This is a genomic window from Escherichia sp. WS338 (assembly GCF_046486405.1).
Classification (GTDB): Bacteria; Pseudomonadota; Gammaproteobacteria; order Enterobacterales; family Enterobacteriaceae; genus Escherichia; species Escherichia coli.
In genome coordinates, this window is the sequence record NZ_JBJQLL010000042.1 from 1 (window position 1) to 26,571 (window position 26,571).

The 26,571-nt window shown below is 49.8% G+C and carries 46 protein-coding genes; 6 read left to right on the forward strand and 40 right to left on the reverse strand.

The window, feature by feature from the left end; translation table 11 throughout:
• Positions 1–368 precede the first annotated feature (368 nt).
• Positions 369–923 carry a gamma carbonic anhydrase family protein gene (locus tag ACJHWT_RS22135; RefSeq protein WP_001318068.1) on the forward strand — a complete coding sequence of 185 codons (555 nt, stop codon included), beginning with the start codon at positions 369–371 and terminating at the stop codon, positions 921–923.
• On the opposite strand, the gene ACJHWT_RS22140 is transcribed toward ACJHWT_RS22135, so the two are convergent.
• From ACJHWT_RS22140 to dprA, 6 genes are read right to left on the reverse strand one after another with little or no spacing between them, the layout of a single operon-like run.
• A complete protein-coding gene (locus ACJHWT_RS22140; protein WP_001070566.1) occupies positions 899–1,156 on the reverse strand; it encodes a DUF1488 domain-containing protein in 258 nt (85 codons plus the stop codon). The genes ACJHWT_RS22135 and ACJHWT_RS22140 overlap by 25 nt on opposite strands.
• Positions 1,153–1,971 (reverse strand): shikimate dehydrogenase, encoded by an 819-nt coding sequence (aroE, locus tag ACJHWT_RS22145; protein WP_000451227.1) that lies wholly within the window; start codon positions 1,969–1,971, stop codon positions 1,153–1,155. The genes ACJHWT_RS22140 and aroE overlap by 4 nt, the downstream gene beginning before the upstream one ends.
• 4 nt (positions 1,972–1,975) lie before the next feature.
• On the reverse strand, positions 1,976–2,548 hold the full coding sequence (gene tsaC / locus ACJHWT_RS22150) for an L-threonylcarbamoyladenylate synthase type 1 TsaC (protein ID WP_001297709.1): 573 nt from the start codon (positions 2,546–2,548) through the stop codon (positions 1,976–1,978).
• Between the two features lie 4 nt (positions 2,549–2,552).
• The gene (locus ACJHWT_RS22155) at positions 2,553–3,095 is read right to left on the reverse strand and encodes a type I DNA topoisomerase (protein ID WP_001129723.1); all 543 of its coding nucleotides are present in this window, start codon (positions 3,093–3,095) and stop codon (positions 2,553–2,555) included.
• A 28-nt stretch (positions 3,096–3,123) separates the two neighbouring features.
• Complete coding sequence (gene smg, locus ACJHWT_RS22160) at positions 3,124–3,597, reverse strand: DUF494 family protein Smg (protein WP_000460672.1); 474 nt, start codon at positions 3,595–3,597, stop codon at positions 3,124–3,126.
• Complete coding sequence (gene dprA, locus ACJHWT_RS22165) at positions 3,569–4,693, reverse strand: DNA-protecting protein DprA (protein WP_000228527.1); 1,125 nt, start codon at positions 4,691–4,693, stop codon at positions 3,569–3,571. The genes smg and dprA overlap by 29 nt, the downstream gene beginning before the upstream one ends.
• A 129-nt stretch (positions 4,694–4,822) precedes the next feature.
• On the opposite strand from dprA, the gene def reads away from it, so the two are divergent.
• The 5 genes from def to mscL all read left to right on the forward strand — a co-directional run bounded on the left by def (position 4,823) and on the right by mscL (position 9,567).
• The gene (gene def, locus ACJHWT_RS22170) at positions 4,823–5,332 is read left to right on the forward strand and encodes a peptide deformylase (RefSeq protein WP_000114986.1); all 510 of its coding nucleotides are present in this window, start codon (positions 4,823–4,825) and stop codon (positions 5,330–5,332) included.
• 14 nt (positions 5,333–5,346) lie between these two features.
• On the forward strand, positions 5,347–6,294 hold the full coding sequence (fmt, locus tag ACJHWT_RS22175) for a methionyl-tRNA formyltransferase (protein ID WP_000004420.1): 948 nt from the start codon (positions 5,347–5,349) through the stop codon (positions 6,292–6,294).
• A 45-nt stretch (positions 6,295–6,339) separates the two neighbouring features.
• On the forward strand, positions 6,340–7,629 hold the full coding sequence (gene rsmB, locus ACJHWT_RS22180; protein WP_001318069.1) for a 16S rRNA (cytosine(967)-C(5))-methyltransferase RsmB: 1,290 nt from the start codon (positions 6,340–6,342) through the stop codon (positions 7,627–7,629).
• Between the two features lie 21 nt (positions 7,630–7,650).
• Complete coding sequence (trkA, locus tag ACJHWT_RS22185; RefSeq protein ID WP_000691382.1) at positions 7,651–9,027, forward strand: Trk system potassium transporter TrkA; 1,377 nt, start codon at positions 7,651–7,653, stop codon at positions 9,025–9,027.
• Positions 9,028–9,156: 129 nt separating this feature from the next.
• Positions 9,157–9,567 carry a large-conductance mechanosensitive channel protein MscL gene (mscL, locus tag ACJHWT_RS22190; protein WP_000022444.1) on the forward strand — a complete coding sequence of 137 codons (411 nt, stop codon included), beginning with the start codon at positions 9,157–9,159 and terminating at the stop codon, positions 9,565–9,567.
• Here the strand turns inward: mscL and arfA are convergent.
• From arfA to ACJHWT_RS22360, 34 genes are all read right to left on the reverse strand, one after another.
• A complete protein-coding gene (arfA, locus tag ACJHWT_RS22195; protein ID WP_000092706.1) occupies positions 9,564–9,782 on the reverse strand; it encodes an alternative ribosome-rescue factor ArfA in 219 nt (72 codons plus the stop codon). The genes mscL and arfA overlap by 4 nt on opposite strands.
• A 55-nt stretch (positions 9,783–9,837) precedes the next feature.
• The gene (zntR, locus tag ACJHWT_RS22200) at positions 9,838–10,263 is read right to left on the reverse strand and encodes a Zn(2+)-responsive transcriptional regulator (protein ID WP_000285607.1); all 426 of its coding nucleotides are present in this window, start codon (positions 10,261–10,263) and stop codon (positions 9,838–9,840) included.
• Between the two features lie 10 nt (positions 10,264–10,273).
• Positions 10,274–10,642 carry a DUF1992 domain-containing protein gene (locus tag ACJHWT_RS22205; RefSeq protein ID WP_000266481.1) on the reverse strand — a complete coding sequence of 123 codons (369 nt, stop codon included), beginning with the start codon at positions 10,640–10,642 and terminating at the stop codon, positions 10,274–10,276.
• 106 nt (positions 10,643–10,748) lie between these two features.
• A complete protein-coding gene (gene rplQ, locus ACJHWT_RS22210; protein ID WP_001216368.1) occupies positions 10,749–11,132 on the reverse strand; it encodes a 50S ribosomal protein L17 in 384 nt (127 codons plus the stop codon).
• A gap of 40 nt (positions 11,133–11,172) precedes the next feature.
• A complete protein-coding gene (locus ACJHWT_RS22215; RefSeq protein WP_001162094.1) occupies positions 11,173–12,162 on the reverse strand; it encodes a DNA-directed RNA polymerase subunit alpha in 990 nt (329 codons plus the stop codon).
• Between the two features lie 25 nt (positions 12,163–12,187).
• The gene (gene rpsD / locus ACJHWT_RS22220; RefSeq protein ID WP_000135224.1) at positions 12,188–12,808 is read right to left on the reverse strand and encodes a 30S ribosomal protein S4; all 621 of its coding nucleotides are present in this window, start codon (positions 12,806–12,808) and stop codon (positions 12,188–12,190) included.
• Positions 12,809–12,841: 33 nt separating this feature from the next.
• Positions 12,842–13,231, reverse strand: a complete 390-nt coding sequence (gene rpsK / locus ACJHWT_RS22225) for a 30S ribosomal protein S11 (RefSeq protein ID WP_001029684.1) — start codon at positions 13,229–13,231, stop codon at positions 12,842–12,844.
• Between the two features lie 16 nt (positions 13,232–13,247).
• Positions 13,248–13,604, reverse strand: coding sequence for a 30S ribosomal protein S13 (gene rpsM, locus ACJHWT_RS22230; RefSeq protein WP_000090775.1), 357 nt, complete (start codon positions 13,602–13,604; stop codon positions 13,248–13,250).
• 146 nt (positions 13,605–13,750) lie between these two features.
• Positions 13,751–13,867 carry a 50S ribosomal protein L36 gene (gene rpmJ, locus ACJHWT_RS22235; protein WP_000868187.1) on the reverse strand — a complete coding sequence of 39 codons (117 nt, stop codon included), beginning with the start codon at positions 13,865–13,867 and terminating at the stop codon, positions 13,751–13,753.
• Positions 13,868–13,898: 31 nt separating this feature from the next.
• Positions 13,899–15,230: a preprotein translocase subunit SecY gene (secY, locus tag ACJHWT_RS22240; RefSeq protein WP_001118861.1), complete on the reverse strand. Its 1,332-nt coding sequence runs from the start codon at positions 15,228–15,230 to the stop codon at positions 13,899–13,901.
• A 7-nt stretch (positions 15,231–15,237) separates the two neighbouring features.
• Complete coding sequence (gene rplO, locus ACJHWT_RS22245) at positions 15,238–15,672, reverse strand: 50S ribosomal protein L15 (RefSeq protein WP_001238917.1); 435 nt, start codon at positions 15,670–15,672, stop codon at positions 15,238–15,240.
• A 3-nt stretch (positions 15,673–15,675) separates the two neighbouring features.
• The gene (gene rpmD, locus ACJHWT_RS22250; protein ID WP_001140433.1) at positions 15,676–15,855 is read right to left on the reverse strand and encodes a 50S ribosomal protein L30; all 180 of its coding nucleotides are present in this window, start codon (positions 15,853–15,855) and stop codon (positions 15,676–15,678) included.
• 3 nt (positions 15,856–15,858) lie between these two features.
• Entirely contained in the window at positions 15,859–16,362 is a 504-nt protein-coding gene (gene rpsE / locus ACJHWT_RS22255; protein WP_000940121.1) for a 30S ribosomal protein S5, read from the reverse strand.
• Positions 16,363–16,376: 14 nt separating this feature from the next.
• Positions 16,377–16,730, reverse strand: a complete 354-nt coding sequence (gene rplR, locus ACJHWT_RS22260; RefSeq protein WP_000358960.1) for a 50S ribosomal protein L18 — start codon at positions 16,728–16,730, stop codon at positions 16,377–16,379.
• A gap of 9 nt (positions 16,731–16,739) precedes the next feature.
• Positions 16,740–17,273 carry a 50S ribosomal protein L6 gene (gene rplF, locus ACJHWT_RS22265; RefSeq protein WP_000091945.1) on the reverse strand — a complete coding sequence of 178 codons (534 nt, stop codon included), beginning with the start codon at positions 17,271–17,273 and terminating at the stop codon, positions 16,740–16,742.
• Positions 17,274–17,285: 12 nt separating this feature from the next.
• Entirely contained in the window at positions 17,286–17,678 is a 393-nt protein-coding gene (gene rpsH, locus ACJHWT_RS22270) for a 30S ribosomal protein S8 (RefSeq protein ID WP_000062611.1), read from the reverse strand.
• 33 nt (positions 17,679–17,711) lie between these two features.
• Positions 17,712–18,017 (reverse strand): 30S ribosomal protein S14, encoded by a 306-nt coding sequence (gene rpsN / locus ACJHWT_RS22275; protein ID WP_001118930.1) that lies wholly within the window; start codon positions 18,015–18,017, stop codon positions 17,712–17,714.
• Between the two features lie 14 nt (positions 18,018–18,031).
• Positions 18,032–18,571, reverse strand: a complete 540-nt coding sequence (rplE, locus tag ACJHWT_RS22280) for a 50S ribosomal protein L5 (RefSeq protein ID WP_001096200.1) — start codon at positions 18,569–18,571, stop codon at positions 18,032–18,034.
• 14 nt (positions 18,572–18,585) lie between these two features.
• Complete coding sequence (gene rplX / locus ACJHWT_RS22285) at positions 18,586–18,900, reverse strand: 50S ribosomal protein L24 (RefSeq protein ID WP_000729185.1); 315 nt, start codon at positions 18,898–18,900, stop codon at positions 18,586–18,588.
• 10 nt (positions 18,901–18,910) lie between these two features.
• The gene (gene rplN / locus ACJHWT_RS22290; RefSeq protein WP_000613955.1) at positions 18,911–19,282 is read right to left on the reverse strand and encodes a 50S ribosomal protein L14; all 372 of its coding nucleotides are present in this window, start codon (positions 19,280–19,282) and stop codon (positions 18,911–18,913) included.
• A gap of 164 nt (positions 19,283–19,446) precedes the next feature.
• Positions 19,447–19,701 (reverse strand): 30S ribosomal protein S17, encoded by a 255-nt coding sequence (gene rpsQ, locus ACJHWT_RS22295; RefSeq protein WP_000130100.1) that lies wholly within the window; start codon positions 19,699–19,701, stop codon positions 19,447–19,449.
• Positions 19,701–19,892: a 50S ribosomal protein L29 gene (gene rpmC, locus ACJHWT_RS22300; RefSeq protein ID WP_000644741.1), complete on the reverse strand. Its 192-nt coding sequence runs from the start codon at positions 19,890–19,892 to the stop codon at positions 19,701–19,703. The genes rpsQ and rpmC overlap by 1 nt, the downstream gene beginning before the upstream one ends.
• Complete coding sequence (rplP, locus tag ACJHWT_RS22305) at positions 19,892–20,302, reverse strand: 50S ribosomal protein L16 (protein WP_000941212.1); 411 nt, start codon at positions 20,300–20,302, stop codon at positions 19,892–19,894. Before rplP ends, rpmC begins: the two co-directional genes overlap by 1 nt.
• 12 nt (positions 20,303–20,314) lie before the next feature.
• Complete coding sequence (gene rpsC, locus ACJHWT_RS22310) at positions 20,315–21,016, reverse strand: 30S ribosomal protein S3 (protein WP_000529945.1); 702 nt, start codon at positions 21,014–21,016, stop codon at positions 20,315–20,317.
• A gap of 17 nt (positions 21,017–21,033) precedes the next feature.
• The gene (gene rplV / locus ACJHWT_RS22315; RefSeq protein ID WP_000447529.1) at positions 21,034–21,366 is read right to left on the reverse strand and encodes a 50S ribosomal protein L22; all 333 of its coding nucleotides are present in this window, start codon (positions 21,364–21,366) and stop codon (positions 21,034–21,036) included.
• A 14-nt stretch (positions 21,367–21,380) separates the two neighbouring features.
• Entirely contained in the window at positions 21,381–21,659 is a 279-nt protein-coding gene (rpsS, locus tag ACJHWT_RS22320) for a 30S ribosomal protein S19 (protein ID WP_001138117.1), read from the reverse strand.
• A gap of 16 nt (positions 21,660–21,675) precedes the next feature.
• The gene (gene rplB / locus ACJHWT_RS22325) at positions 21,676–22,497 is read right to left on the reverse strand and encodes a 50S ribosomal protein L2 (RefSeq protein WP_000301864.1); all 822 of its coding nucleotides are present in this window, start codon (positions 22,495–22,497) and stop codon (positions 21,676–21,678) included.
• Between the two features lie 17 nt (positions 22,498–22,514).
• On the reverse strand, positions 22,515–22,817 hold the full coding sequence (gene rplW / locus ACJHWT_RS22330; RefSeq protein WP_000617544.1) for a 50S ribosomal protein L23: 303 nt from the start codon (positions 22,815–22,817) through the stop codon (positions 22,515–22,517).
• A complete protein-coding gene (gene rplD, locus ACJHWT_RS22335) occupies positions 22,814–23,419 on the reverse strand; it encodes a 50S ribosomal protein L4 (RefSeq protein ID WP_000424395.1) in 606 nt (201 codons plus the stop codon). The genes rplW and rplD overlap by 4 nt, the downstream gene beginning before the upstream one ends.
• A 10-nt stretch (positions 23,420–23,429) precedes the next feature.
• A complete protein-coding gene (gene rplC, locus ACJHWT_RS22340) occupies positions 23,430–24,059 on the reverse strand; it encodes a 50S ribosomal protein L3 (protein ID WP_000579833.1) in 630 nt (209 codons plus the stop codon).
• Between the two features lie 32 nt (positions 24,060–24,091).
• Entirely contained in the window at positions 24,092–24,403 is a 312-nt protein-coding gene (gene rpsJ / locus ACJHWT_RS22345) for a 30S ribosomal protein S10 (protein WP_001181004.1), read from the reverse strand.
• A gap of 237 nt (positions 24,404–24,640) precedes the next feature.
• Positions 24,641–25,060, reverse strand: a complete 420-nt coding sequence (gspB, locus tag ACJHWT_RS22350; protein WP_000461444.1) for a putative general secretion pathway protein GspB — start codon at positions 25,058–25,060, stop codon at positions 24,641–24,643.
• Position 25,061: 1 nt separating this feature from the next.
• Entirely contained in the window at positions 25,062–26,480 is a 1,419-nt protein-coding gene (gene gspA / locus ACJHWT_RS22355) for a type II secretion system protein GspA (RefSeq protein ID WP_410232360.1), read from the reverse strand.
• Positions 26,477–26,571: IS1 family transposase (locus tag ACJHWT_RS22360; RefSeq protein ID WP_000306640.1), on the reverse strand; the 95-nt coding region annotated here is incomplete at its 5' end. The genes gspA and ACJHWT_RS22360, both read right to left, overlap by 4 nt.

A 26,571-nucleotide genomic window follows, 5' to 3' on the forward strand; every position in this document is an offset into this window, starting at 1 on the left:
GAGTGCCCACACAGATTGTCTGATAAATTGTTAAAGAGCAGTTGCGACGCGGCTTTCAGCTCACTGTCGCGAGGTGGCGTATATTACGCTTTCCTCTTTCAGAGTCAACCCCGAATTTCAGGATTTTTTCTCTTTGTTGTTACGACCATCTTGTGAAGTGTTTCACGTTGTCGTCTCAACGGAGGCGCATTATAGGGATCCCAATTTTTTGCACAAGTACTTTTTTGATCTTTTTTTCTGTTTGTTGCTTTTTCACCCTTTTTGCTGCATTCGCACACAAAACGGTGCTTTTTTGCATGCTAAAAGACTTGCACAAGGCCAATAATGCACCCAAAGTCATTAGTAAATCATTTATTGTTGAGGTGAGTATGTCTGATGTTTTACGCCCATACCGCGATCTTTTTCCACAAATCGGTCAGCGCGTAATGATCGACGATAGCAGCGTCGTGATTGGTGACGTTCGTCTGGCTGATGATGTGGGGATCTGGCCGCTCGTTGTGATTCGTGGAGATGTACATTATGTACAGATCGGAGCACGCACCAATATCCAGGATGGCAGTATGTTGCATGTCACTCATAAATCCTCGTACAACCCAGATGGCAACCCATTAACCATTGGCGAAGATGTCACTGTTGGTCACAAGGTGATGCTCCACGGCTGCACCATTGGCAATCGAGTTTTGGTTGGGATGGGCTCAATTTTACTTGATGGCGCAATAGTAGAAGATGATGTGATGATTGGTGCGGGTAGCCTGGTCCCACAAAATAAATGGCTGGAGAGCGGATATCTGTATCTCGGTAGCCCCGTCAAACAGATCCGCCCGTTAAGTGATGAAGAGAAGGCTGGGTTACGCTATTCCGCAAATAACTACGTGAAATGGAAGGACGAATATCTGGATCAAGGTAACCAGACCCAACCTTGATCATCTTCACTTTGTTCCTGAATTAAGTTTTCCGCTTCTTCTTCCAGGTCCCAGCGATGCTGACGAAAACTCGCTAACCACTGTTCTGGCGTATCTCCAGTAAAGCGATACGCCAGACTCTCGCCAGAGATCGCACATGTCAGTTTCATACCATTCACGAGAGCGGGAAAACATACACATTGTTTATTCTCGTCCCACTCTTCCCTATCCGGAAACTGGATGGCCTGATTCACGCTGACAATTCCTGTTGCAATAGTTTGATGACCGGTTCTACATCAGGCAGAACGCCATGCCAAAGAAGGAAGGCATGAGCCGCCTGTGCCACCAGCATTCCTAAACCATCAGCATTACGCTTTGAGCCTCGCTGCTCACACCATGCCAAAAAAGGAGTTTTTCCTTTCTGATAGAACATGTCATAGCAATAAATGCCTGGATGAATGAGCGATGACGGGATCGCCGGAATATCACCACTGATGCCACTGGATGTTGCATTAATAATGAGATCAAACTCATGGCCTTCCAGTTCGTCCATACCCAACGCCTGAATACTGCCAGTGTGCGCAAACAATTTAGCCAACTCTTCCGCGCGGGATACCGTCCGATTAGTGATTGTCACCGCACAGTCCAGGGAAAGGAGTGGCAGTAGTACGCCGCGAGATGCTCCACCAGCGCCAATGAGCAGAATACGTAAACCAGGACGGATAAAAGACAGACGTTCCAGATCGCTTAACAAACCTATACCATCGGTATTGTCACCCAGCAGGCGTCCATCTTCTAACCGCTTGAGGGTATTAACAGCACCAGCCAACGCTGCCCGTTCAGTAAGCTCATCCGCTCTGGCAAAAGCCTCTTCTTTAAAAGGTACCGTCACATTCGCACCTTTACCACCAGCACTAAAGAAAGCGTTCAGTGTGTTGATGAAATCATTGATGGGTGCCAACACGCGCCCATAGGGATGTTCAATATTCAGTTGCTGAGCAAATTGCTGATGAATGAATGGCGATTTGCTGTGGGCTATCGGATTACCAAAAACAGCATAGGTTTCCATTATGTTACCCCTGTCGAAACAGTTCACCCGTCAGGGCATCGCGGATTTCTGAAGGATTTAAACGCCCCCCCGTTTCACCAGGCACAACCGGGAACGCCGCGCCAAATTGTGCGCGAACTTCGTCTACTGTTCGACAAGGTGGCAATCCACTCAAGTTGGCACTGGTAGAAACCAGCGGTTTACCATAAGCCTGGCACAAAGCAACCACCAACGGATGGTCGGTGACTCGTACAGCAAGCGAATCAAAGCGGCCCGTCAACCAGCGCGGTGTTGTCGCAGGCGCGGGAAAAACAAAGGTGACAGGACCTGGCCAACGAGAAAATATAGTTTCACGCTGCGCGTCAGTCAGCATGGTGTCATCAATATAGGGTTTAAGCTGCTCGTAATTTGCGGCGATTAGAATCAGCCCCTTATCAACCGGACGCTGTTTTAACTCCAACAGTCGCATCACTGCTGTTTCGCTATCAGGATCGCACCCGACACCGAAAACGGCTTCCGTTGGATAGGCGATGACACGTTCTTCATTGAGGACATCTATCGCAGCTGCGATAGCGTCTCCTTGCAGGTTATTATTCACGTTATTATTCCGCCGAAACCGGCTTTCCACATTGTTTACTGGCACAAAAGTGTTTTACACCCTGCGCGGTTTTCTTTTCGATGAGTAGCGGATAATGACACTCAGGACATTCTCCAGCTATGGGTTTGAAGTTAATGGCAAATTGACACTCCGGGTAGCGATCACAGGAGTGAAACGTTTTGCCATAACGGGAGCGGCGCTGGACCAGATGGCCCGTCCGGCATTGGGGGCATGTAATTGCTGTTTCGTCCGGTTTATCGATAAGTTCGGTATGTTCGCATTCAGGGTAGTTACTGCAACCAATAAACATACCAAAGCGTCCCTGGCGTAATACCAGATTTGCGCCACATGCAGGGCAAACCTGCCCCTCCAGAACTTTGACAATATGTCCATCCGCTGAAGATTTCAGAGGACGGACGTAGTCACACGCCGGATACTGTGAGCATCCAAGAAACGGACCGTGTTTCCCGGATCGAATAACCAGTTCAGCCCCGCACTTTGGGCAGGACTCATTATTACGCACCGTGAACAGTGCTGATTTCGCCATAACAACTTATGCTGAATTAAAGAAATGATTAATGCAGCATACCTTCATTCACTTCAAAGAGTAATTCTTCCATTTGCTGGTACGCATTTTCGCAGCCCGGAATATTGAACAACACCATCAGGATTACCCATTTCAGGTCTTCCAGGTCGAACTCTGCGGTATCCAGCGCGAGCACTCGCTCTATCACCATTTCACGGGTTTCAAGGTTAAGCACCTGAATTTGCTCAAGGAAAAGCAGAAAACCACGACAGCTGGCATCCAGCCTTTCACACTCTTCAGGGGTATAAATACGCATGGAGAGTGGATCAGAGGCCAGTTGCATCGGTTCTGCCAGTCCTTCCTGATAATCCGCAAGCTTTTCCAGCCAAAGCAGGGCATTGTAGATATCTTCTCGATCAAATCCTGCGTCGGTAAGATCCTGTTCAAGTTTGTCTTGATCCACACGCAACTCAGCTTCTGTGTGAATATAGGTTTCAAACAAATACATTAGTACGTCGAACATGGCATGCCCTCCTCAATCGGACATAGCCGCCGGGTACAGCTGCGATCCATCCTGCTAACTCCAGTTCGAGTAGTTGAGTTACTACCTCTGGCACAGGTTGGCCGGCACGTTCAGCGACGACGTCAACAGGTGTTACCTCATCTCCTACGTTAGCCAGGAGCTCAGGAAATGGCAATGCCACGTCTTCCTGATCTGGTGAATAAAATGAATTTTCAGGGGCGTCTGACAACCAGTGCAATCCAAATTGCAAGTTTTCCAGAATTTCTTCCGGTTCCGTCACAAGAATCGCACCTTGTTTTATTAACCAGTGAGGCCCTTCGCTTCCCGGATTCCCTAATGGACCCGGCAAGGCAAAAACTTCACGCCCCTGCTCAAGCGCACAACGTGCTGTCACCAGCGAACCACTGCGCAAAGCCGCTTCCACCACCAGTACACCTTTACTTAGACCACTGATAATGCGATTTCTTCGTGGGAAATTGTAAGCAAGAGGAGGAACATCGAGGGGAAATTCCGAGACAAGAGCACCACCATGTTCAAGCAAACTGGTAGCCAGTCGGGCATGGCGACGCGGATGAATGGTATTAAGTCCATTCCCCAATACAGCAATGCTGACGCCATTTACCTGTAAGGCCGCTTTATGCGCCACACCATCGATTCCACGCGCCAGTCCACTCGTAATTGTCACTCCACGCGTCGCCAGAGTTTCGCAAAATAATCGTCCCCATCGCTCGCCATACCATGAATGCGCCCGACTCCCCACTACGGCAAGCTGAAATGAATGCAGCGCGTGCAGTTCTCCTTCAACAAACAGTGCGCCGGGGTAATCTGTCGTCGCAAGAAGTTGAGGAGGATAAAATTCGCTGTCCGCAGGAATTAAATGATGGTTGGGTTGCTCCAACCAAGAAAGTGAGCTTTCGATACTCTTTCGCGGAAATGAAAGAAAGCGTTGTGCCTGCCGCAATGTAAGCCCAGTTTGCTGCAATACAACCGCATCAATATGCGACTGTTTTGCCAGCCAGTGAGCTATACGGACCATATCATCGCCGTACAAGCTGCTGATGCTCATTAAACGCAGCCAAATTTCTGTATCGACCATCCTTATCTCCCTGCCATAAGCAGCCTTAGCAATCTTTGCGATTGGTCAGTGATGCTGTCAATCAGAGGGGGATTTGTCTAGAATAGAAGAAATAATCTTTCTAACTCCTGAACACATCTCTGGAGATTTATGTCAGTTTTGCAAGTGTTACATATTCCGGACGAGCGGCTTCGCAAAGTTGCTAAACCGGTAGAAGAAGTGAATGCAGAAATTCAGCGTATCGTCGATGATATGTTCGAGACGATGTACGCAGAAGAAGGTATTGGCCTGGCGGCAACCCAGGTCGATATCCATCAACGTATCATTGTTATTGATGTTTCGGAAAACCGTGACGAACGGCTGGTGTTAATCAATCCGGAGCTTTTAGAAAAAAGCGGCGAAACAGGCATTGAAGAAGGATGCCTGTCGATCCCTGAACAACGTGCTTTAGTGCCACGCGCAGAGAAAGTTAAAATTCGCGCCCTGGACCGCGACGGTAAACCATTTGAACTGGAAGCAGAGGGTCTGTTAGCCATCTGTATTCAGCATGAGATGGATCACCTGGTCGGCAAACTGTTTATGGATTATCTGTCACCGCTGAAACAACAACGTATTCGTCAGAAAGTTGAAAAACTGGATCGTCTGAAAGCCCGGGCTTAAGGATAAGAACTAACGTGTCAGAATCACTACGTATTATTTTTGCGGGTACACCTGACTTTGCAGCGCGTCATCTCGACGCGCTGTTGTCTTCTGATCATAACGTCGTTGGCGTGTTCACCCAGCCAGACCGACCGGCAGGACGCGGTAAAAAACTGATGCCCAGCCCGGTTAAAGTTCTGGCTGAGGAAAAAGGTCTGCCCGTTTTTCAACCGGTTTCCCTGCGTCCACAAGAAAACCAGCAACTGGTCGCCGATCTACAGGCTGATGTTATGGTTGTCGTCGCCTATGGCTTAATTCTGCCTAAAGCAGTGCTGGAGATGCCGCGTCTTGGCTGTATCAACGTTCATGGTTCACTGCTGCCACGCTGGCGCGGTGCTGCACCAATCCAACGCTCACTATGGGCGGGTGATGCAGAAACTGGTGTGACCATTATGCAAATGGATGTTGGTTTAGACACCGGAGACATGCTCTATAAGCTCTCCTGCCCGATTACTGCAGAAGATACCAGTGGTACGCTGTACGACAAGCTGGCAGAGCTTGGCCCACAAGGGCTTATCACCACGTTGAAACAATTGGCAGACGGCACGGCGAAACCAGAAGTTCAGGACGAAACTCTTGTCACTTACGCCGAAAAGTTGAGTAAAGAAGAAGCGCGTATTGACTGGTCACTTTCGGCAGCACAGCTTGAACGCTGCATTCGCGCTTTCAATCCATGGCCAATGAGCTGGCTGGAAATTGAAGGACAGCCGGTTAAAGTCTGGAAAGCATCGGTCATTGATACGGCAACCAACGCTGCACCAGGAACGATCCTTGAAGCCAACAAACAAGGCATTCAGGTTGCGACTGGTGATGGCATCCTGAACCTGCTCTCGTTACAACCTGCGGGTAAGAAAGCGATGAGCGCGCAAGACCTCCTGAACTCTCGTCGGGAATGGTTTGTTCCGGGCAACCGTCTGGTCTGATAGTCCACTCTTCTAAGCCCGGTCTTGCCGGGCATTTTTATACTTATGAAAAAACAACGTAATTTACGTAGCATGGCGGCCCAGGCCGTTGAACAAGTCGTCGAGCAAGGGCAATCATTAAGCAACATTCTGCCACCGCTCCAGCAAAAAGTTTCCGATAAAGACAAAGCACTTCTTCAAGAGTTGTGCTTTGGCGTACTGCGTACGCTTTCGCAGTTAGACTGGCTGATTAATAAGTTAATGGCCCGTCCGATGACCGGCAAACAGCGGACCGTGCATTACCTGATTATGGTTGGTTTGTATCAACTGCTTTATACCCGCATACCACCTCATGCTGCGCTGGCTGAAACGGTTGAAGGCGCTATCGCAATTAAGCGCCCGCAACTTAAAGGGTTGATAAACGGTGTATTACGCCAGTTCCAGCGTCAGCAAGAAGAGTTATTAGCCGAGTTTAATGCCAGTGATGCATGTTATCTGCATCCTTCCTGGTTGCTGAAGCGTCTGCAAAAAGCGTATCCAGAGCAATGGCAATCCATCGTTGAAGCCAATAACCAGCGTCCGCCAATGTGGCTGCGCGTTAATCGTACGCATCATTCCCGCGACAGCTGGCTTGCATTGCTGGATGAAGCAGGAATGAAAGGTTTCCCGCATGCGGATTACCCTGATGCTGTACGGCTGGAAACACCTGCACCTGTTCATGTGCTACCAGGTTTTGAAGAAGGATGGGTTACCGTTCAGGATGCATCAGCACAAGGTTGCATGGCCTGGCTTGCGCCACAAAACGGTGAACACATTCTGGATCTTTGCGCTGCCCCCGGCGGTAAAACAACGCATATCCTTGAGGTGGCACCAGAAGCGCAGGTTGTTGCGGTTGATATTGACGAACAGCGCCTCTCTCGCGTTTACGACAATTTAAAACGCCTTGGTATGAAGGCGACCGTGAAACAAGGTGATGGCCGCTACCCTTCCCAATGGTGTGGCGAGCAACAGTTTGATCGCATTTTATTAGATGCGCCTTGTTCAGCAACCGGTGTGATTCGTCGCCATCCGGATATTAAATGGTTACGTCGCGATCGCGATATCCCGGAACTCGCGCAATTGCAGTCTGAAATTCTCGACGCCATTTGGCCGCATTTAAAATCCGGTGGAACCCTGGTCTATGCCACCTGTTCGGTGTTACCGGAAGAGAATAGCCTGCAGATTAAAGCCTTTTTGCAACGTACCGCTGATGCCGAACTTTGCGAAACAGGAACACCAGAACAACCGGGTAAGCAAAATCTGCCTGGTGCCGAAGAGGGCGACGGCTTCTTTTACGCTAAGCTAATCAAAAAGTGATGAGATAACGGGTCGCGACTGATGAAAATTATCATTCTGGGTGCCGGCCAGGTTGGCGGCACACTGGCGGAAAACCTGGTTGGCGAGAACAACGATATTACTGTTGTCGATACCAACGGTGAGCGTCTGCGGACCTTGCAGGATAAATTTGACCTGCGAGTCGTGCAGGGGCATGGCTCTCATCCACGCGTATTGCGGGAGGCAGGTGCCGACGACGCCGATATGCTGGTTGCTGTAACTAGTTCAGATGAAACCAATATGGTTGCCTGCCAGGTAGCCTACTCACTTTTCAACACCCCTAATCGCATCGCTCGTATCCGCTCACCAGACTACGTGCGCGATGCCGATAAACTATTTCATTCAGATGCTGTACCGATTGATCATCTGATCGCACCAGAGCAGTTGGTTATCGATAATATTTACCGACTGATTGAGTATCCCGGCGCATTGCAGGTGGTGAACTTCGCTGAGGGTAAAGTCAGCCTGGCTGTGGTTAAAGCCTATTATGGCGGCCCGCTGATTGGTAATGCACTTTCGACCATGCGCGAACATATGCCCCATATCGATACTCGTGTGGCAGCAATTTTCCGCCACGATCGCCCCATTCGTCCGCAAGGTTCGACCATTGTTGAAGCTGGTGATGAAGTGTTCTTTATTGCCGCTTCACAGCATATCCGCGCGGTGATGAGTGAATTACAGCGACTGGAAAAACCGTATAAGCGGATCATGCTGGTTGGCGGCGGTAATATCGGTGCAGGGCTGGCGCGTCGTCTGGAAAAAGATTACAGCGTTAAACTCATCGAACGTAATCAGCAGCGCGCTGCCGAACTGGCGGAAAAGTTGCAGAATACGATCGTCTTTTTTGGTGATGCGTCGGATCAAGAACTGCTGGCCGAAGAACATATCGATCAAGTTGATCTGTTTATTGCTGTCACCAACGATGACGAAGCCAATATCATGTCCGCCATGCTTGCCAAACGTATGGGTGCGAAAAAGGTGATGGTATTGATCCAGCGTCGCGCTTATGTGGATCTGGTTCAGGGGAGCGTGATCGATATTGCGATTTCACCGCAACAAGCAACTATTTCTGCGTTGCTTAGCCATGTGCGAAAAGCTGATATTGTTGGTGTTTCCTCACTGCGCCGCGGCGTAGCAGAAGCTATTGAAGCCGTTGCTCACGGTGATGAAAGCACCTCACGCGTTGTCGGCAGAGTCATTGATGAAATCAAGCTACCGCCAGGAACGATTATTGGAGCGGTGGTACGTGGAAACGACGTGATGATTGCCAATGACAATCTGCGCATTGAGCAAGGCGATCACGTAATTATGTTCCTCACAGATAAAAAGTTTATTACCGACGTCGAAAGACTCTTCCAGCCAAGTCCTTTCTTCTTGTAATTAATAAGGCGTCTAATGACGCCTTATTATTTCCCTTTGATTATCAGGGATTAATTAAATTCACTCCTGGCAGGAAAATAGCTTAACATTTGTTAGACTTATGATTGTCGGCTTCATAGGGAGAATAACATGAGCATTATTAAAGAATTTCGCGAATTTGCGATGCGCGGGAACGTGGTGGATTTGGCGGTGGGTGTCATTATCGGTGCGGCATTCGGGAAGATTGTATCTTCACTGGTTGCCGATATCATTATGCCACCTCTGGGGTTATTAATTGGCGGGATCGATTTCAAACAGTTTGCTGTCACGCTACGCGATGCGCAGGGGGATATCCCTGCTGTTGTGATGCATTACGGTGTCTTCATTCAAAACGTCTTTGATTTTCTGATTGTAGCCTTTGCCATCTTTATGGCGATTAAGCTAATCAACAAACTGAATCGGAAAAAAGAAGAACCAGCAGCCGCGCCTACACCAACTAAAGAAGAAGTATTACTGACAGAAATTCGTGATTTGCTGAAAGAGCAGAATAACCGCTCTTAACAAGCGCCTGAAAGCAGAAGGCCAGTGGTAAAAAAGTGATTTACTTTCTTGCCACTGGCCTCCCAGTTCCCCCGATTGCCATGTTTTCCTTTTCGCATGTAACTGCCTTTCCCTTTCTTATTTCTCTCTACGCGCTGTCGGAATAAGGGATCATGTAGTAATGCTTCTATCGCATTATCCTTTATCTGCCCTTTAGTATGCTGATATCGGCTCATAAAAACTCCAATTGGTTATTTAACGGCGCGAGTGTAATCCTGCCAGTGTAAAAAATCAACAGCCACTCTTAACGCCACTCGCCCCTTGTTCAAGAGCTTCAAGAATCGAGCAATAAACACTGCTATGGGCGGTCCCACAACAGGCATCGTTAAGGCGTTGGAGGGAACGCTGCATACTCTGCAACTCGGCTATCCGTGCTTCGACTTCCTGCAATCTTTCCTGCACAATGCCTTTTGACTCCTGACAGGTATGGTGTTCAGGATCGATACGGATCGACAGCAACTCGCGGATCGACTCTAGACTGAAACCTAGTTGTCTGGCATGGCGGATAAATTTCAATCGCTGGAGATCGCTTTCGGTATACAGGCGAAACCCACCTTCAGTACGCACTTCATGCTCCATCATCTGCTGTTTTTCGTAATAACGAATCGTGTCGGGTGTTACTTCCGCCATTTTTGCCAGCTCACCAATGCGATACATACATACTCCACTAGTTATCGTTGATTTTATTCAACAACTTGTCAGCATAATCGCCGCGTAAAAAATCGGTGCTCAGTCCAGCTTGTCGCAGCTTCAATTCCAGTAATGACAATCGACGGCTAACCTCTTGATATTGCGGATCATCGTGACGGATACCTCTCAGGATATCCAGAAGCTGAATTGCTTCCCTCCGCTGCTCAAGTTCTGGCGGTAAGCAACCGGCATTCTTCAGCAAGCGATACCCCGCACGTAATTCCGGTGGCACATGAGAATCATCAGCCAGTATCAATGGTTCGCCGCTACCTGCCAGGTTATCAAACTCACCTTTCGCTTGCGCTTCTGCTATATGACGCTCTGCCCACTGGTCAAGTAACCACATATATACTCCAGGGGATGAACAAAAAGAGTACAGCTATTGTAGATAAGTGGGGATGCTACGGGTATAAAAAAACCCGCCGGGGCGGGTTTTTTTACGTTGCTTCAGATTACTCTGCAGCAGCTTCTGCTTTCTCTGAACGATCAACCAGCTCGATGTAAGCCATCGGCGCGTTGTCGCCTGCACGGAAGCCACACTTCAGAATACGAGTGTAACCACCGGCACGGCTCGCGAAACGCGGGCCCAGTTCGTTAAACAGTTTTGCCACGATCTCGTTATCACGAGTACGGGCGAATGCCAGACGACGATTAGCAACGCTATCAGTCTTGGCAAGAGTAATCAGCGGCTCAACTACGCGGCGCAGCTCTTTCGCTTTAGGCAGAGTCGTCTTGATGATTTCATGACGAACCAGTGAACCTGCCATATTGCGGAACATAGCCTGGCGATGGCTGCTGTTGCGGTTCAGTTGACGACCACTCTTACGATGGCGCATGACCTTATCCTTCTCAGTAAAACCTTAACCTGTGATCCGGTTACTCGTCAGCGATGCTTGCCGGTGGCCAGTTTTCCAGGCGCATGCCCAGAGACAGTCCACGGGAAGCCAGCACGTCTTTAATCTCAGTAAGAGATTTTTTACCAAGGTTAGGCGTTTTAAGGAGCTCAACCTCGGTACGCTGTACCAGATCACCGATATAGTGGATAGCTTCTGCTTTAAGGCAGTTAGCAGAGCGGACAGTCAATTCCAGATCGTCAACAGGGCGCAGCAGGATCGGATCGAACTCTGGTTTCTCTTCTTTCACTTCAGGCTGACGTACATCACGTAAGTCAACGAAAGCTTCCAGTTGTTCAGCCAGAATGGTTGCCGCACGACGAATCGCCTCTTCAGGATCGATTGTGCCGTTGGTTTCCATTTCGATGACCAGCTTGTCCAGGTCGGTACGCTGTTCTACACGCGCTGCTTCAACATTGTAGGCAATACGCTCCACAGGGCTGTAGCATGCGTCGACCAGCAGACGGCCGATTGGGCGCTCATCTTCTTCCGAATGAATTCGGGTAGAAGCCGGCACATAACCACGACCGCGCTGAACTTTGATACGCATGCTAATAGACGCGTTCTCATCGGTCAGGTGGCAGATCACGTGCTGCGGCTTGACGATTTCGACATCACCGTCGTGGGTGATATCGGCTGCAGTCACAGGGCCAATGCCAGATTTATTCAAGGTAAGAATAACTTCATCTTTGCCCTGAACTCTCACCGCCAGCCCTTTCAGGTTGAGCAGGATTTCCAGGATATCTTCCTGAACGCCTTCTTTGGTGCTGTACTCATGTAGTACACCATCAATCTCAACCTCGGTCACCGCGCAACCCGGCATCGATGAGAGCAGAATACGGCGCAGTGCGTTACCCAGAGTATGGCCAAAGCCACGCTCTAAAGGCTCAAGGGTCACCTTGGCGTGCGTCGAACTCACTTGCTCGATATCAACCAGGCGCGGTTTTAGAAACTCTGTCACAGAACCCTGCATTGTGTCCTCTCTTTGGTACTAAGCTTTACTTGGAGTAAAGCTCGACGATCAGGTGTTCGTTAATGTCCGCAGACAGATCAGAACGCTCCGGCTTACGCTTAAACGTACCTTCCATCTTGCCAGCATCAACTTCCAGCCAGGTTGGCTTTTCACGCTGCTCAGCCAGCTCCAGAGCGGCTTTCACGCGAGACTGCTTCTTCGCTTTCTCACGAATGCTTACAACGTCATTCGGACTAACCTGATAAGAAGCGATGTTAACAACACGACCGTTTACCATAATTGCTTTATGGCTAACCAGCTGACGTGCTTCTGCACGAGTGGCACCGAAGCCCATACGGTATACAACGTTGTCCAGACGACCTTCCAGCAGAGCCAACAGGTTTTCACCGGTGTTGCCTTTCAGACGTGCTGCTTCTTTGTAGTAGTTACGGAACTGACGCTCCAGCACACCATAGATACGGCGAACTTTTTGCTTTTCACGCAACTGCACACCATAGTCAGACAGACGCGGTTTACGCGCACCGTGCTGGCCAGGAGCTTGTTCAATTTTACACTTGGTATCGATCGCGCGAACGCCAGACTTAAGGAATAAGTCGGTGCCCTCACGACGGCTCAGCTTGAGCTTAGGACCCAAATATCTTGCCATTTTCTTTCTCCAACAAACCTGGAAAACGAAGCGTTATACGCGACGTTTTTTCGGCGGACGACAACCGTTATGAGGGATCGGAGTCACATCAGTAATGTTAGTGATGCGGAAACCTGCGGCGTTCAGAGCACGAATAGTAGATTCGCGGCCTGGACCCGGACCTTTAACCATAACTTCCAGATTCTTGATGCCGTATTCTTTCACGGCGTCAGCGCAACGCTCTGCTGCAACCTGAGCTGCAAACGGAGTGGATTTGCGAGAACCACGGAAACCGGAACCACCGGCTGTTGCCCAACCCAACGCGTTACCCTGACGATCAGTGATAGTCACGATGGTGTTGTTGAAAGAAGCATGGATATGAGCCACGCCGTCAGAGACTTGTTTTCTTACACGTTTACGTGCACGAATTGGTGCCTTTGCCATTATTCAATCACCCCGATTATTTCTTGATCGGTTTGCGCGGACCCTTACGGGTACGTGCGTTGGTCTTGGTACGCTGACCGCGAACCGGGAGACCACGACGATGACGCAAACCGCGATAGCAACCAAGATCCATCAGGCGCTTGATGCTCATGCTGATTTCACGGCGCAGATCACCTTCAACGACAAATTTGGCAACTTCGTCACGCAGCGTGTCGATTTGTCCTTCAGACAGCTCACTGATCTTAACATCTTCAGCGATACCCGCTGCAGCCAGGATGGCTTTAGAACGGGTCTTGCCGACGCCATAAATCGAAGTTAATGCGATTACGGCATGCTTATGATCAGGAATGTTAATGCCTGCTATACGGGCCACTATGCACTCCTACTATTTAATATGTACGTTCCATGCTGAAAAGCCCGTTTTCAGGATACTCAAATGGAAACGCACAGACATACAAAAGATTGGCTGGCTAATCTAGCCAGCTCAACCCAACTTTGCAAGAAAAATATGCGAAAAAATCAGCCTTGGCGCTGTTTATGCTTCGGCTCGGCACTGCAAATCACACGGATGACACCATCACGCTTAACGATTTTGCAGTTACGGCATAATTTCTTGACGGAAGCACGAACTTTCATTTTTACTCTCCGTAACTTCTCGGGCGACCAATTATCGGCCGTAGCCTTTCAGGTTCGCCTTCTTCAATGCAGACTCATACTGACTGGACATCATCAGAGTTTGCACTTGAGCCATAAAGTCCATAATCACGACAACAACGATAAGCAGTGAGGTCCCACCAAAGTAGAACGGTACTTTCATTGCATCACGCATGAACTCCGGGATCAGGCAGATAAAGGTAATGTACAGCGCACCAACCAGGGTCAGGCGGGTCATTACTTTATCGATATACTTCGCCGTTTGCTCTCCCGGACGAATTCCTGGTACAAATGCACCGGACTTCTTCAGGTTATCTGCTGTTTCACGCGGGTTGAAAACCAACGCCGTGTAGAAGAAACAGAAGAAGATGATTGCAGACGCATAGAGTAACACATAAAGCGGTTGCCCAGGCTGCAAATACAGCGAAATTGTTGTCAGCCAGTTCCAACCAGTACCGCCCCCGAACCATGACGCGATGGTCGCCGGGAACAGAATAATACTGGAAGCGAAGATTGCCGGGATTACCCCCGCCATATTCACTTTCAGCGGTAAATGTGTGCTCTGTGCAGCATAGACACGACGACCTTGCTGACGTTTCGCGTAGTTTACCACAATGCGGCGTTGACCACGCTCAACAAATACAACAAAGAACGTCACTGCAAATACTAATACTGCAACCAACAGCAACACGAGGAAGTGCAGGTCGCCTTGACGCGCTTGCTCGATAGTATGGGCAATGGCTGGCGGGAGTCCCGCGACAATACCGGCGAAGATAATGATTGAAATACCGTTGCCGATACCTCGTTCAGTAATCTGTTCGCCCAACCACATCAGGAACATGGTTCCTGTGACCAGACTTACAACAGCGGTGAAGTAGAATGCAAAGCCCGGGTTAATGACCAGGCCTTGCATACCAGGCATATTCGGCAGACCGGTAGCAATACCGATCGACTGGAATATTGCCAGCACCAGAGTACCGTAGCGGGTGTACTGGCTGATCTTACGACGACCAGACTCCCCTTCTTTCTTAATTTCTGCCAACGTTGGGTGAACCACCGTCAGCAGCTGGATAATGATCGATGCCGAAATATATGGCATGATCCCCAGAGCAAAGATAGAAGCACGGCTGAGAGCACCACCAGAGAACATGTTAAACATTTCAATGATGGTGCCTCGCTGTTGCTCAAGCAGTTTGGCAAGTACAGCGGCATCAATACCAGGGATCGGAATAAAAGAGCCAATACGGAACACAATCAGCGCACCGATAACAAACAGCAGTCTGCGTTTCAGCTCGCCTAAGCCACCTTTGGCACTTTGAAAATCTAATCCCGGTTGTTTAGCCATCTGCTACTTATTCCTCGATTTTACCGCCAGCAGCTTCGATAGCAGCACGAGCGCCTTTAGTAACACGCAGGCCACGAACAGTTACCGGAGTAGTGACTTCGCCAGCCAGGATCACTTTCGCGAACTCGATCTGGATACCGATAATGTTAGCCGCTTTCAGCGTGTTCAGGTCTACAACACCGCCTTCTACTTTAGCCAGGTCAGACAGACGAACTTCGGCTGTAATCGCTGCTTTACGAGAAGTGAAGCCGAATTTCGGCAGACGACGGTACAGAGGCATCTGACCACCCTCGAAACCGCGACGTACGCCACCGCCAGAACGAGATTTCTGACCTTTGTGACCACGACCACCGGTTTTACCGAGGCCAGAACCGATACCACGACCCAGGCGTTTACCCGCCTTTTTGGAGCCTTCGGCCGGAGACAGAGTATTTAAACGCATCTCTTACTCCTCAACTTTAACCATGAAGGAAACCGCGTTGATCATACCGCGAATAGCAGGAGTATCCTCGCGCTCTACGGTGTGACCAATACGACGCAGACCCAGGCCAAGCAGCGTTGCCTTGTGTTTCGGCAGACGACCGATTGCACTGCGGGTTTGAGTAATTTTAATAGTCTTTGCCATGGTTTATTTCCCCAGAATTTCTTCAACGGATTTACCACGCTTGGCAGCGACCATTTCTGGAGAATTCATATTTTCCAGGCCATCGATAGTTGCACGAACCACGTTAATCGGGTTGGTGGAACCATACGCTTTAGCCAGAACGTTATGAACCCCAGCGACTTCCAGAACGGCACGCATTGCACCACCGGCGATGATACCGGTACCTTCGGAAGCCGGCTGCATGAATACGCGAGAACCCGTGTGAACACCTTTAACAGGGTGTTGCAGAGTGCCGTTATTCAGCGCGACGTTAATCATATTGCGACGGGCTTTTTCCATCGCTTTCTGGATCGCTGCTGGAACTTCACGCGCTTTACCGTAACCAAAACCAACGCGACCGTTACCATCGCCAACTACAGTCAGAGCTGTGAAGGAGAAAATACGACCACCTTTAACGGTTTTAGATACGCGGTTTACCGCGATCAGCTTTTCCTGCAGTTCGCCAGCTTGTTTTTCGATGTGAGCCATCTTACACCTCTACCTTAGAACTGAAGGCCAGCTTCACGGGCAGCATCTGCCAGTGCCTGGACACGACCATGATATTGGAACCCGGAACGGTCAAAGGATACATCTTTGATGCCTTTTTCCAGAGCGCGTTCAGCGACAGCTTTACCCACAGCTGCAGCCGCGTCTTTGTTACCGGTGTACTTCAGTTGTTCAGCGATAGCTTTTTCTACAGTAGAAGCAGCTACCAGAACTTCAGAACCGTTCGGTGCAATTACCTGTGCGTAAATGTGACGCGGGGTACGATGTACCACCAGGCGAGTTGCGCCCAGCTCCTGGAGCTTGCGGCGTGCGCGGGTCGCACGACGGATACGAGCAGATTTCTTATCCATAGTGTTACCTTACTTCTTCTTAGCCTCTTTGGTACGCACGACTTCGTCGGCGTAACGAACACCCTTGCCTTTGTAAGGCTCAGGACGACGGTAGGCGCGCAGATCCGCTGCAACCTGGCCGATCACCTGCTTATCAGCGCCTTTCAGCACGATTTCAGTCTGAGTCGGACATTCAGCAGTGATACCCGCAGGCAGCTGATGGTCAACAGGATGAGAGAAACCCAGAGACAGGTTAATCACATTGCCTTTAACCGCTGCACGGTAACCTACACCAACCAGCTGCAGCTTCTTAGTGAAGCCTTCGGTAACACCGATAACCATTGAGTTCAGCAGGGCACGCGCGGTACCAGCCTGTGCCCAACCGTCTGCGTAACCATCACGCGGACCGAAGGTCAGGGTATTATCTGCATGTTTAACTTCAACAGCATCGTTGAGAGTACGAGTCAGCTCGCCGTTTTTACCTTTGATCGTAATAACCTGACCGTTGATTTTTACGTCAACGCCGGCAGGAACAACGACCGGTGCTTTAGCAACACGAGACATTTTTTCCTCCGATTAGGCTACGTAGCAGATAATTTCGCCACCAAGACCAGCCTGGCGCGCTGCACGATCAGTCATAACACCTTTAGAGGTAGAAACAACTGCGATACCCAGACCCGCCATAACTTTCGGCAGCTCATCTTTACGCTTATAGATGCGCAGACCTGGGCGGCTGACACGCTGAATGCTTTCTACAACAGCTTTGCCCTGGAAATACTTCAGAGTAAGTTCCAGTTCAGGCTTGGTGTCGCCTTCAACTTTAAAATCTTCAATAAAACCTTCTTCCTTCAGCACGTTGGCGATTGCCACTTTCAGCTTGGAGGAAGGCATGGTGACCGCAGCTTTGTTCGCGGCCTGACCGTTACGGATACGGGTCAGCATATCCGCGATCGGATCTTGCATGCTCATCTGTCTTTACTCCCGTGATTCAATTGGTGACAATTACCAGCTAGCCTTTTTCAGACCCGGGATTTCACCGCGCATAGCGGCTTCACGGACCTTAATACGGCTCAACCCGAACTTCCGCAGGAAACCATGCGGACGACCTGTTTGACGGCAGCGGTTACGCTGACGAGACGGGCTGGAATCACGCGGCAGAGTCTGCAGCTTGAGAACAGCGTTCCAACGATCTTCGTCGGAAGCGTTCACATCAGAGATGATCGCTTTCAGTTCAGCGCGTTTCGCGAAGTATTTATCAGCTAAAGCTACGCGTTTTACTTCGCGTGCTTTCATTGATTGCTTAGCCATTTAGTAACCCTACCTTACTTGCGGAACGGGAAGTCAAAGGCAGCCAGCAGAGCGCGGCCTTCTTCGTCAGATTTCGCAGTAGTGGTAATGGTAATATCCAAACCACGAACGCGGTCGACTTTATCGTAGTCGATTTCTGGGAAGATGATCTGCTCACGGACACCCATGCTGTAGTTACCACGACCGTCGAAAGACTTAGCGGACAGGCCACGGAAGTCACGGATACGAGGTACAGCAATAGTGATCAGGCGCTCAAAGAACTCCCACATGCGTTCGCCACGCAGAGTTACTTTACAGCCGATCGGATAGCCCTGACGGATTTTGAAGCCTGCAACAGATTTGCGTGCTTTGGTGATCAGCGGTTTTTGACCGGAGATTGCTGCCAGGTCTGCTGCTGCGTTATCCAGCAGTTTTTTGTCAGCGATCGCTTCACCAACACCCATGTTCAGGGTGATCTTCTCGACCCGAGGGACTTGCATGACAGAATTGTAGTTAAACTCAGTCATGAGTTTTTTAACTACTTCGTCTTTGTAGTAATCATGCAGTTTCGCCATCGTACTACTCCAAATTACTTGATAGTTTCGCTGTTAGACTTGAAGAAACGGACTTTTTTACCGTCTTCGAATCTAAAGCCTACACGGTCAGCCTTGCCGGTTGCCGCATTGAAGATTGCTACGTTGGAAACCTGAATAGCGGCTTCTTTTTCAACGATGCCACCCGGTTGGTTCAGGGCCGGAACCGGCTTCTGATGTTTCTTAACCAGGTTGATACCTTCAACAATGACCTTGCCGGAAGACAGGACATTCTTAACTTTACCGCGTTTACCTTTATCTTTACCGGTTAACACGATAACTTCGTCATCACGACGGATTTTCGCTGCCATGATTCGCTCCTTAGAGTACTTCTGGTGCCAGAGAGATAATTTTCATGAACTTCTCACTACGAAGCTCACGAGTTACCGGCCCAAAAATACGCGTACCGATAGGCTGCTCGCTGTTGTTGTTCAGAAGAACACAAGCATTACCATCGAAGCGAATGACAGAACCGTCCGGGCGACGAACACCCTTCTTGGTGCGCACCACTACCGCCTTCAGCACATCACCTTTTTTGACCTTACCACGCGGAATTGCTTCTTTGATGGTGATCTTGATGATGTCGCCTACGCCTGCGTAGCGACGGTGCGAGCCACCCAGAACCTTGATACACATTACGCGACGTGCACCGGAGTTGTCGGCGACGTTCAGCATAGTCTGTTCTTGGATCATTTTAGTGCTCCGCTAATGTCAACTACTACTGAGACCCGAAAATCAGGTCGTTAAAAATCCCCATATCGAGGGCGCGGCATTATAACACCGCTTCAAGGATATGGGTAGAAAAAATAAACGGCTCATTTCTGAGCCGTTTATTCGTATCGAGAGAGTGTACTGTATTACAGAACCGCTTTCTCTACAACGCGAACCAGCGTCCAGGATTTAGTCTTGGACAGCGGACGGCATTCGCGGATTTCAACCACGTCACCGATACCGCATTCGTTGTTCTCGTCATGTACGTGCAGTTTGGTCGTACGCTTGATGAATTTACCGTAGATCGGGTGTTTCACAAAACGTTCGATAGCAACAACAATGGATTTCTCCATTTTGTCGCTAACAACGCGACCTTGCAGAGTACGGATTTTATCGGTCATTACGCACCCGCCTTCTCGTTCAGTAAAGTCTTAACGCGTGCGACATCGCGACGCACTTGCTTCAACAGGTGAGACTGTTGCAGCTGGCCACTTGCAGCCTGCATACGCAGGTTGAACTGCTCACGCAGCAGGTTCAGCAGCTCGGTGTTCAGCTCTTCAACGCTCTTCTCACGCAGCTCTTTTGCTTTCATTACATCACCGTCTTAGTTACAAAGGTGGTTTTAATCGGCAGTTTCGCTGCTGCCAGCTTGAATGCTTCACGGGCCAGCTCTTCCGGAACACCGTCCATTTCATACAGGACTTTACCCGGCTGAATCAAGGCAACCCAATACTCCACGTTACCTTTACCTTTACCCATACGCACTGCCAGCGGCTTTTCAGTGATCGGTTTGTCCGGGAACACACGGATCCAGATCTTACCTTGACGCTTAACTGCACGGGTCATAGCACGACGTGCTGCTTCGATCTGACGGGCAGTCAGACGACCACGGCCAACAGCTTTCAGACCGAAGCTGCCGAAGCTAACATCCGTACCCTGCGCCAGACCGCGGTTACGGCCTTTGTGCATTTTACGGAATTTTGTACGCTTTGGTTGTAACATCAGCGACGCTCCTTATTTACGGCCTTTACGCTGCTGCTTTTTAGGCTGAGCAGCCGGTTTTTCCGGTTGTTCAACAGCAGCCATACCACCCAGGATCTCGCCTTTGAAGATCCACACTTTAACGCCGATTACACCGTAAGTGGTGTGCGCTTCAGAGGTGTTGTAGTCGATGTCAGCACGCAGAGTGTGCAGCGGTACGCGACCTTCGCGGTACCATTCGGTACGTGCGATTTCTGCGCCGCCCAGACGGCCGCTAACTTCAACTTTAATACCTTTAGCGCCCAGACGCATTGCGTTCTGTACAGCACGCTTCATAGCACGACGGAACATAACGCGACGTTCCAGCTGAGAAGTGATGCTGTCAGCAACCAGTTTTGCGTCCAGTTCAGGCTTACGAACTTCGGCGATGTTGATCTGTGCAGGAACGCCAGCGATGTCCGCTACGACCTTACGCAGTTTTTCTACGTCTTCACCTTTTTTACCGATAACGATACCCGGGCGAGCAGTGTGAATGGTTACACGGATGCTCTTAGCCGGACGCTCGATAACGATACGAGATACGGACGCTTTAGCCAGTTCCTTAGTCAGGTACTGACGTACTTTAAAATCGCTGTCCAGGTTGTCAGCGAATTCTTTGGTGTTCGCAAACCAGGTAGAGTTCCATGGTTTTACAATACCCAGGCGAATACCATTAGGATGTACTTTCTGACCCATTGCTAGTCTCCAGAGTCTCAGCGATCGGACACAACCACAGTGATGTGGCTGGTGCGCTTCAGGATGCGATCTGCACGACCTTTTGCACGCGGCATAATGCGCTTCATGCTCGGGCCTTCGTCTACGAAAATTTTCGTAACTTTCAGATCGTCAATGTCAGCGCCATCGTTGTGTTCAGCGTTAGCAATGGCAGATTCCAGAACTTTCTTGACCAGTACAGCCGCTTTCTTGTTGGTGTAGGTCAAAATATCCAGAGCCTGCGACACTTTCTTACCGCGAATCAGGTCAGCAACAAGGCGAACCTTCTGAGCAGAAGAACGAGCATGGCGATGTTTAGCGATAGTTTCCATCTCTTCCTCCTACCTTATTTCTTCTTCGCTTTTTTATCAGCAGCGTGGCCGCGATAAGTACGAGTCGGTGCGAATTCACCCAGTTTGTGACCGACCATTTCGTCGGTTACAAATACCGGAACGTGCTGACGACCATTATGGACAGCGATGGTCAAACCGATCATGTTAGGAAAGATCGTTGAACGACGGGACCAAGTGCGCAGGGGCTTCTTGTCTCCGCTTTCCACCGCTTTCTCTACCTTCTTCAGCAAGTGCAGGTCAATAAAAGGACCTTTCTTGAGAGAACGTGGCATGGCTTATCCTCTAAAATTATTTGCTACGGCGACGTACGATGAATTTATCAGTACGCTTGTTGCTGCGGGTCTTCTTACCTTTGGTCTGAACGCCCCACGGAGTTACCGGGTGCTTACCAAAGTTACGACCTTCACCACCACCATGTGGGTGGTCTACCGGGTTCATCGCGGTACCGCGAACGGTCGGACGAACACCACGCCAGCGTGCAGCACCTGCTTTACCCAGAACGCGCAGCATATGCTCAGCATTGCCAACTTCGCCCAGAGTTGCACGGCAGTCTGCTTCTACTTTACGCATTTCACCAGAACGCAGACGCAGGGTGACATAAGCACCATCACGAGCAACGATCTGAACGTAAGTACCAGCGGAACGTGCCAGCTGACCGCCTTTACCTGGTTTCATTTCTACGTTATGAACAGTAGAACCAACCGGGATGTTGCGCATCGGCAGGGTGTTACCTGGTTTGATTGCAGCATCAACGCCAGACTGAATCTGGTCGCCAGCTTTCAGGCCTTTAGGGGCCAGGATGTAACGGCGTTCACCGTCTTTGTACAGAACCAGCGCGATGTTCGCGGAACGGTTCGGATCGTACTCAAGACGTTCAACAACTGCCGGGATACCGTCTTTGTTGCGTTTGAAGTCAACAATACGGTAAGCCTGCTTGTGGCCACCACCGATATGACGAGTGGTGATACGGCCATTGTTGTTACGACCACCGGATTTGCTGTTTTTTTCCAGCAACGGAGCAAAAGGTTTGCCCTTGTGCAGCTCAGGGTTAACCACTTTAACAACGTGGCGACGACCCGGAGATGTCGGTTTACATTTAACAACTGCCATTGTATTACTCCTCCGACTTACTCAGCGCCGCCAACGAAGTCCAGATTCTGGCCTTCTTTCAGGGTGACGTAAGCTTTTTTCCAGTCGCTACGACGACCGATACGCTGTCCGTGACGTTTAACTTTCCCTTTAACTACCAGGGTGTTAACGACTTCGACTTCGACTTCAAACAGTTTCTGCACAGCAGCTTTGATTTCTGCTTTGGTCGCGTCTTTAGCAACTTTGAGTACGATGGTGTTAGATTTTTCCATCGCAGTAGACGCTTTTTCAGAAACGTGCGGTGCACGCAGCACCTTCAGCAGACGTTCTTCACGAATCATGCCAGCATCTCCTCAACTTGCTTAACAGCATCAGCAGTCATTACGACTTTGTCGAAGGCGATCAGGCTAACCGGGTCGATACCAGTTGCATCGCGTACGTCAACCTTGTGCAGGTTGCGCGCAGCCAGGAACAGGTTTTCGTCCAGCTCACCGGTGATGATCAGCACATCTTCCAGAGCCATGTCTTTCAGTTTCTGTGCCAGCAGCTTAGTTTTCGGCGCTTCTACAGAGAACTTCTCGACAACGATCAGACGATCCTGACGTACCAGTTCGGACAGGATGCTTTTCAGCGCGCCGCGGTACATCTTCTTGTTAACTTTTTGACTGTGGTCCTGCGGACGAGCAGCAAAGGTCACGCCACCAGAACGCCAGATCGGGCTCTTGATAGAACCAGAACGCGCACGGCCGGTGCCTTTCTGGCGCCACGGTTTTTTACCGGAACCAGTTACTTCAGCACGAGTCTTCTGAGCACGAGTACCCTGACGAGCACCAGCTGCATAAGCAACAACAACCTGGTGAACCAGCGCTTCGTTGAAATCACGACCGAAGGTAGTTTCGGAAACAGTCAGCGCGCTCTGCGCGTCTTTCAATACTAATTCCATTGCTATCTCCTTACGCCTTCACAGCTGGTTTAACGATCAGGTCGCTACCGGTTGCACCCGGGACAGCACCTTTAACCAGCAGCAGGTTGCGCTCAGCGTCAACGCGTACTACGTCAAGGCTCTGAACGGTTACACGTTCGTTACCCATCTGACCTGCCATTTTCTTGCCTTTGAACACTTTGCCCGGAGTCTGGTTCTGACCGATAGAACCCGGAACGCGGTGAGACAAGGAGTTACCGTGAGTAGCGTCCTGGGTACGGAAGTTCCAGCGCTTAACGGTACCTGCGAAACCTTTACCTTTAGAGGTGCCAGTTACGTCAACTTTTTTAACGTCAGCAAACAGTTCAACGCTAATGCTCTGACCTACAGTGAACTCTTCGCCTTCAGCCAGGCGGAATTCCCACAGACCACGGCCAGCTTCTACGCCAGCTTTAGCGAAGTGGCCAGCTTCAGGCTTGGTCACACGGTTAGCTTTTTTAGCACCGGTGGTTACCTGAATAGCACGGTAGCCATCGTTAGCCAGGTCTTTAACCTGAGTAACGCGGTTTGCTTCAACTTCGATTACGGTTACTGGGATAGAAACGCCGTCTTCTGTGAAGATACGGGTCATACCCACTTTTTTACCGACTAAACCAATCATTGTTTCAACCTCTCAATCGCTCAATGACCTGATTAACCCAGGCTGATCTGCACGTCTACACCGGCAGCCAGATCCAGACGCATCAGAGCATCAACGGTTTTCTCGGTTGGCTCAACGATGTCAACCAGACGCAAGTGAGTACGGATTTCGTACTGATCGCGCGCGTCTTTGTTGACGTGCGGGGAGATCAGAACAGTGAAGCGCTCTTTGCGTGTCGGCAGCGGGATCGGACCACGGACCTGCGCACCAGTGCGCTTGGCAGTCTCGACGATTTCCGCGGTTGCTTGATCGATCAGACGATGATCAAACGCTTTCAGGCGGATACGGATTCTTTGGTTCTGCATGAGACCAGAGCTCCAATTATTTTATAAACGAAAATGATTACTCCTCAGACCCATTACGATTGATGGGAGAGTGTAACCGTTCTTACGTAGCTCCCCGATTGGGAGCATTGTTAGGTAGCCAAATTCGGCTAACTGAGGTTCAGATTGAACCTGCTGTCAACTACGACAAGCCCGCGCATTATACATACTTAACCACCGAACGCAAGCGTATTGCTAGTAAAGTAAACAGCCTTCGGGTTATCTCTCAAGTTCGTTCAGCGCATTTTTGACACGCTCTCTTAAACCGGCTTTCTCGTCGCTTTCTTCTACAGTATTTTCTTCGTCTTCAGAAGAAGAGGGAGCATTCTCAACCGCGACGTCTGGGTCATCTTCCTCCTCGACGGATTCGACGACGGGGAGTGGCTGTTTTTTGAAGAAATAGTGTTGTGTTGATTGTTTAAAAGCGGGCGTTTCAGCCTCTACAGTGACTTCTGCTTTTACTATCCAAAGCGCCCATAGCTGCCTGGCATACCCACCAACCAACACCATTCCTGCAAACCACAGGCAAATCAGCAATAAACAAATGACATATATTATGGTGCTGTGTTTTTGTCGGGAGAAGATACCAGGGTGACCTGTTTCTTTCTGCTCACGCGCGGCGATATAGAATTCAAACATGTCATTTCCCCTTCACTGTTGTTTCCGGGGAAATATTTGCTTCATCCCGATATAAGTAGGCACTCTCCCCTGCCACCTGCCAGAGATGTACTAACGTTGAAAAGCCAACAACACCGTCAGTTTTCAAGTGGTGGCTTTTTTGAAATTGCTTTATTTTTTCTACCAACAAGGGACGCCACTCTGCCGAAGGTTCTGTCGAAATATGCAATGCGCGGTTTAACATCGTTTCCAGCCAGAGAATCTCTTCCTCGCTGCTATCACGCGTAATGGTACTCTCCCCTTCCGGCGACATTTTCCATAACAGAAGATAATCACCCGTCCATACCGACTCAAACCATTGATGTGTCAGCGTCCAGGTTTGCTGCCCTACGAGGACATCAACGGTAGCATCACCGACGCGAACGACCACAACAGGCAATTTTTTGTCCCCGACTTTAAGCGATGCGATCCAGGGCAAATTCTGATCTACCAATGTTTGTAAAGAAGCATTCCCACTTTTACATGCCAGCCCCGCTCTTACTGCCTGATCGCACCAGGCCGAATCAGCTGGGACCTCGTACCCCCATACGCCGTATAACACGCTTAGCGCCTCACTATCGCGCATCACTACATGAGCAATATCCTTAGTCATATCTTGTTTAACTACTGGCGTTACGGGTACCAGCCACGCAGGAACGGGGAACGGATCTGTGAAAGAGGACAGCAGTAGCCAACCACAGGTAAGTGCGATAATGGTTCCACTCATCACCACGGCAAGCTGCATTTTCCGGGGGCGGTTATCACCTAATACGCGGTAAATCATTCGCCAATGTTTTGCAGTGAAAACGCTGGTCTGCTCGGCTTGCTGTAATAAGCTAATTGTTTCGCCGGCAAGCGCCAGCTTTCTGCGATCTCCCCGACATAATAAAGCTATCCGTTTCAGAACTCTGGCAGTTAAAAGGAGATCGGGCTGGTCAATATTCTGACCTTCAAGGATGCTTGCCTTAAGCTCGTGCTCCATCAGACGTCCTGTTGAGACAAGTTCAATGCCCTGTTTTTTAAAATCACGTTCGACTTTTCGATCGGGTCTGCCGATCAGCAAAAATTGACCGTCAGGAATAAGAGATATCGCGCGTTGGAGATCATCAAGTATGCGGCGGTGATTCAGGTGAGCATTTTCAATAATAATAAGAGGGCAGCGACTATCAGTTCGATGAAGCGCATGCAGTAATTGACCCGCCATCTCATCTCGCGTCCAGGCGCTGTCACGGCAGCCCTGTTCAGCCGCATTATCGTCGGTAACGATCCATGCGGCCTTACCTTGCGAGGAAACAACGAGGCTTAAAGTAATCACACGGCGATGTTTATCTTTTTGTAGTTGCTGCGCCAGCCAGGTTTTTCCACTTCCAGCCTCACCCAACAGGTAATGACTCCAACTTATTGATAGTGTTTTATGTTCAGATAATGCCCGATGACTTTGTCATGCAGCTCCACCGATTTTGAGAACGACAGCGACTTCCGTCCCAGCCGTG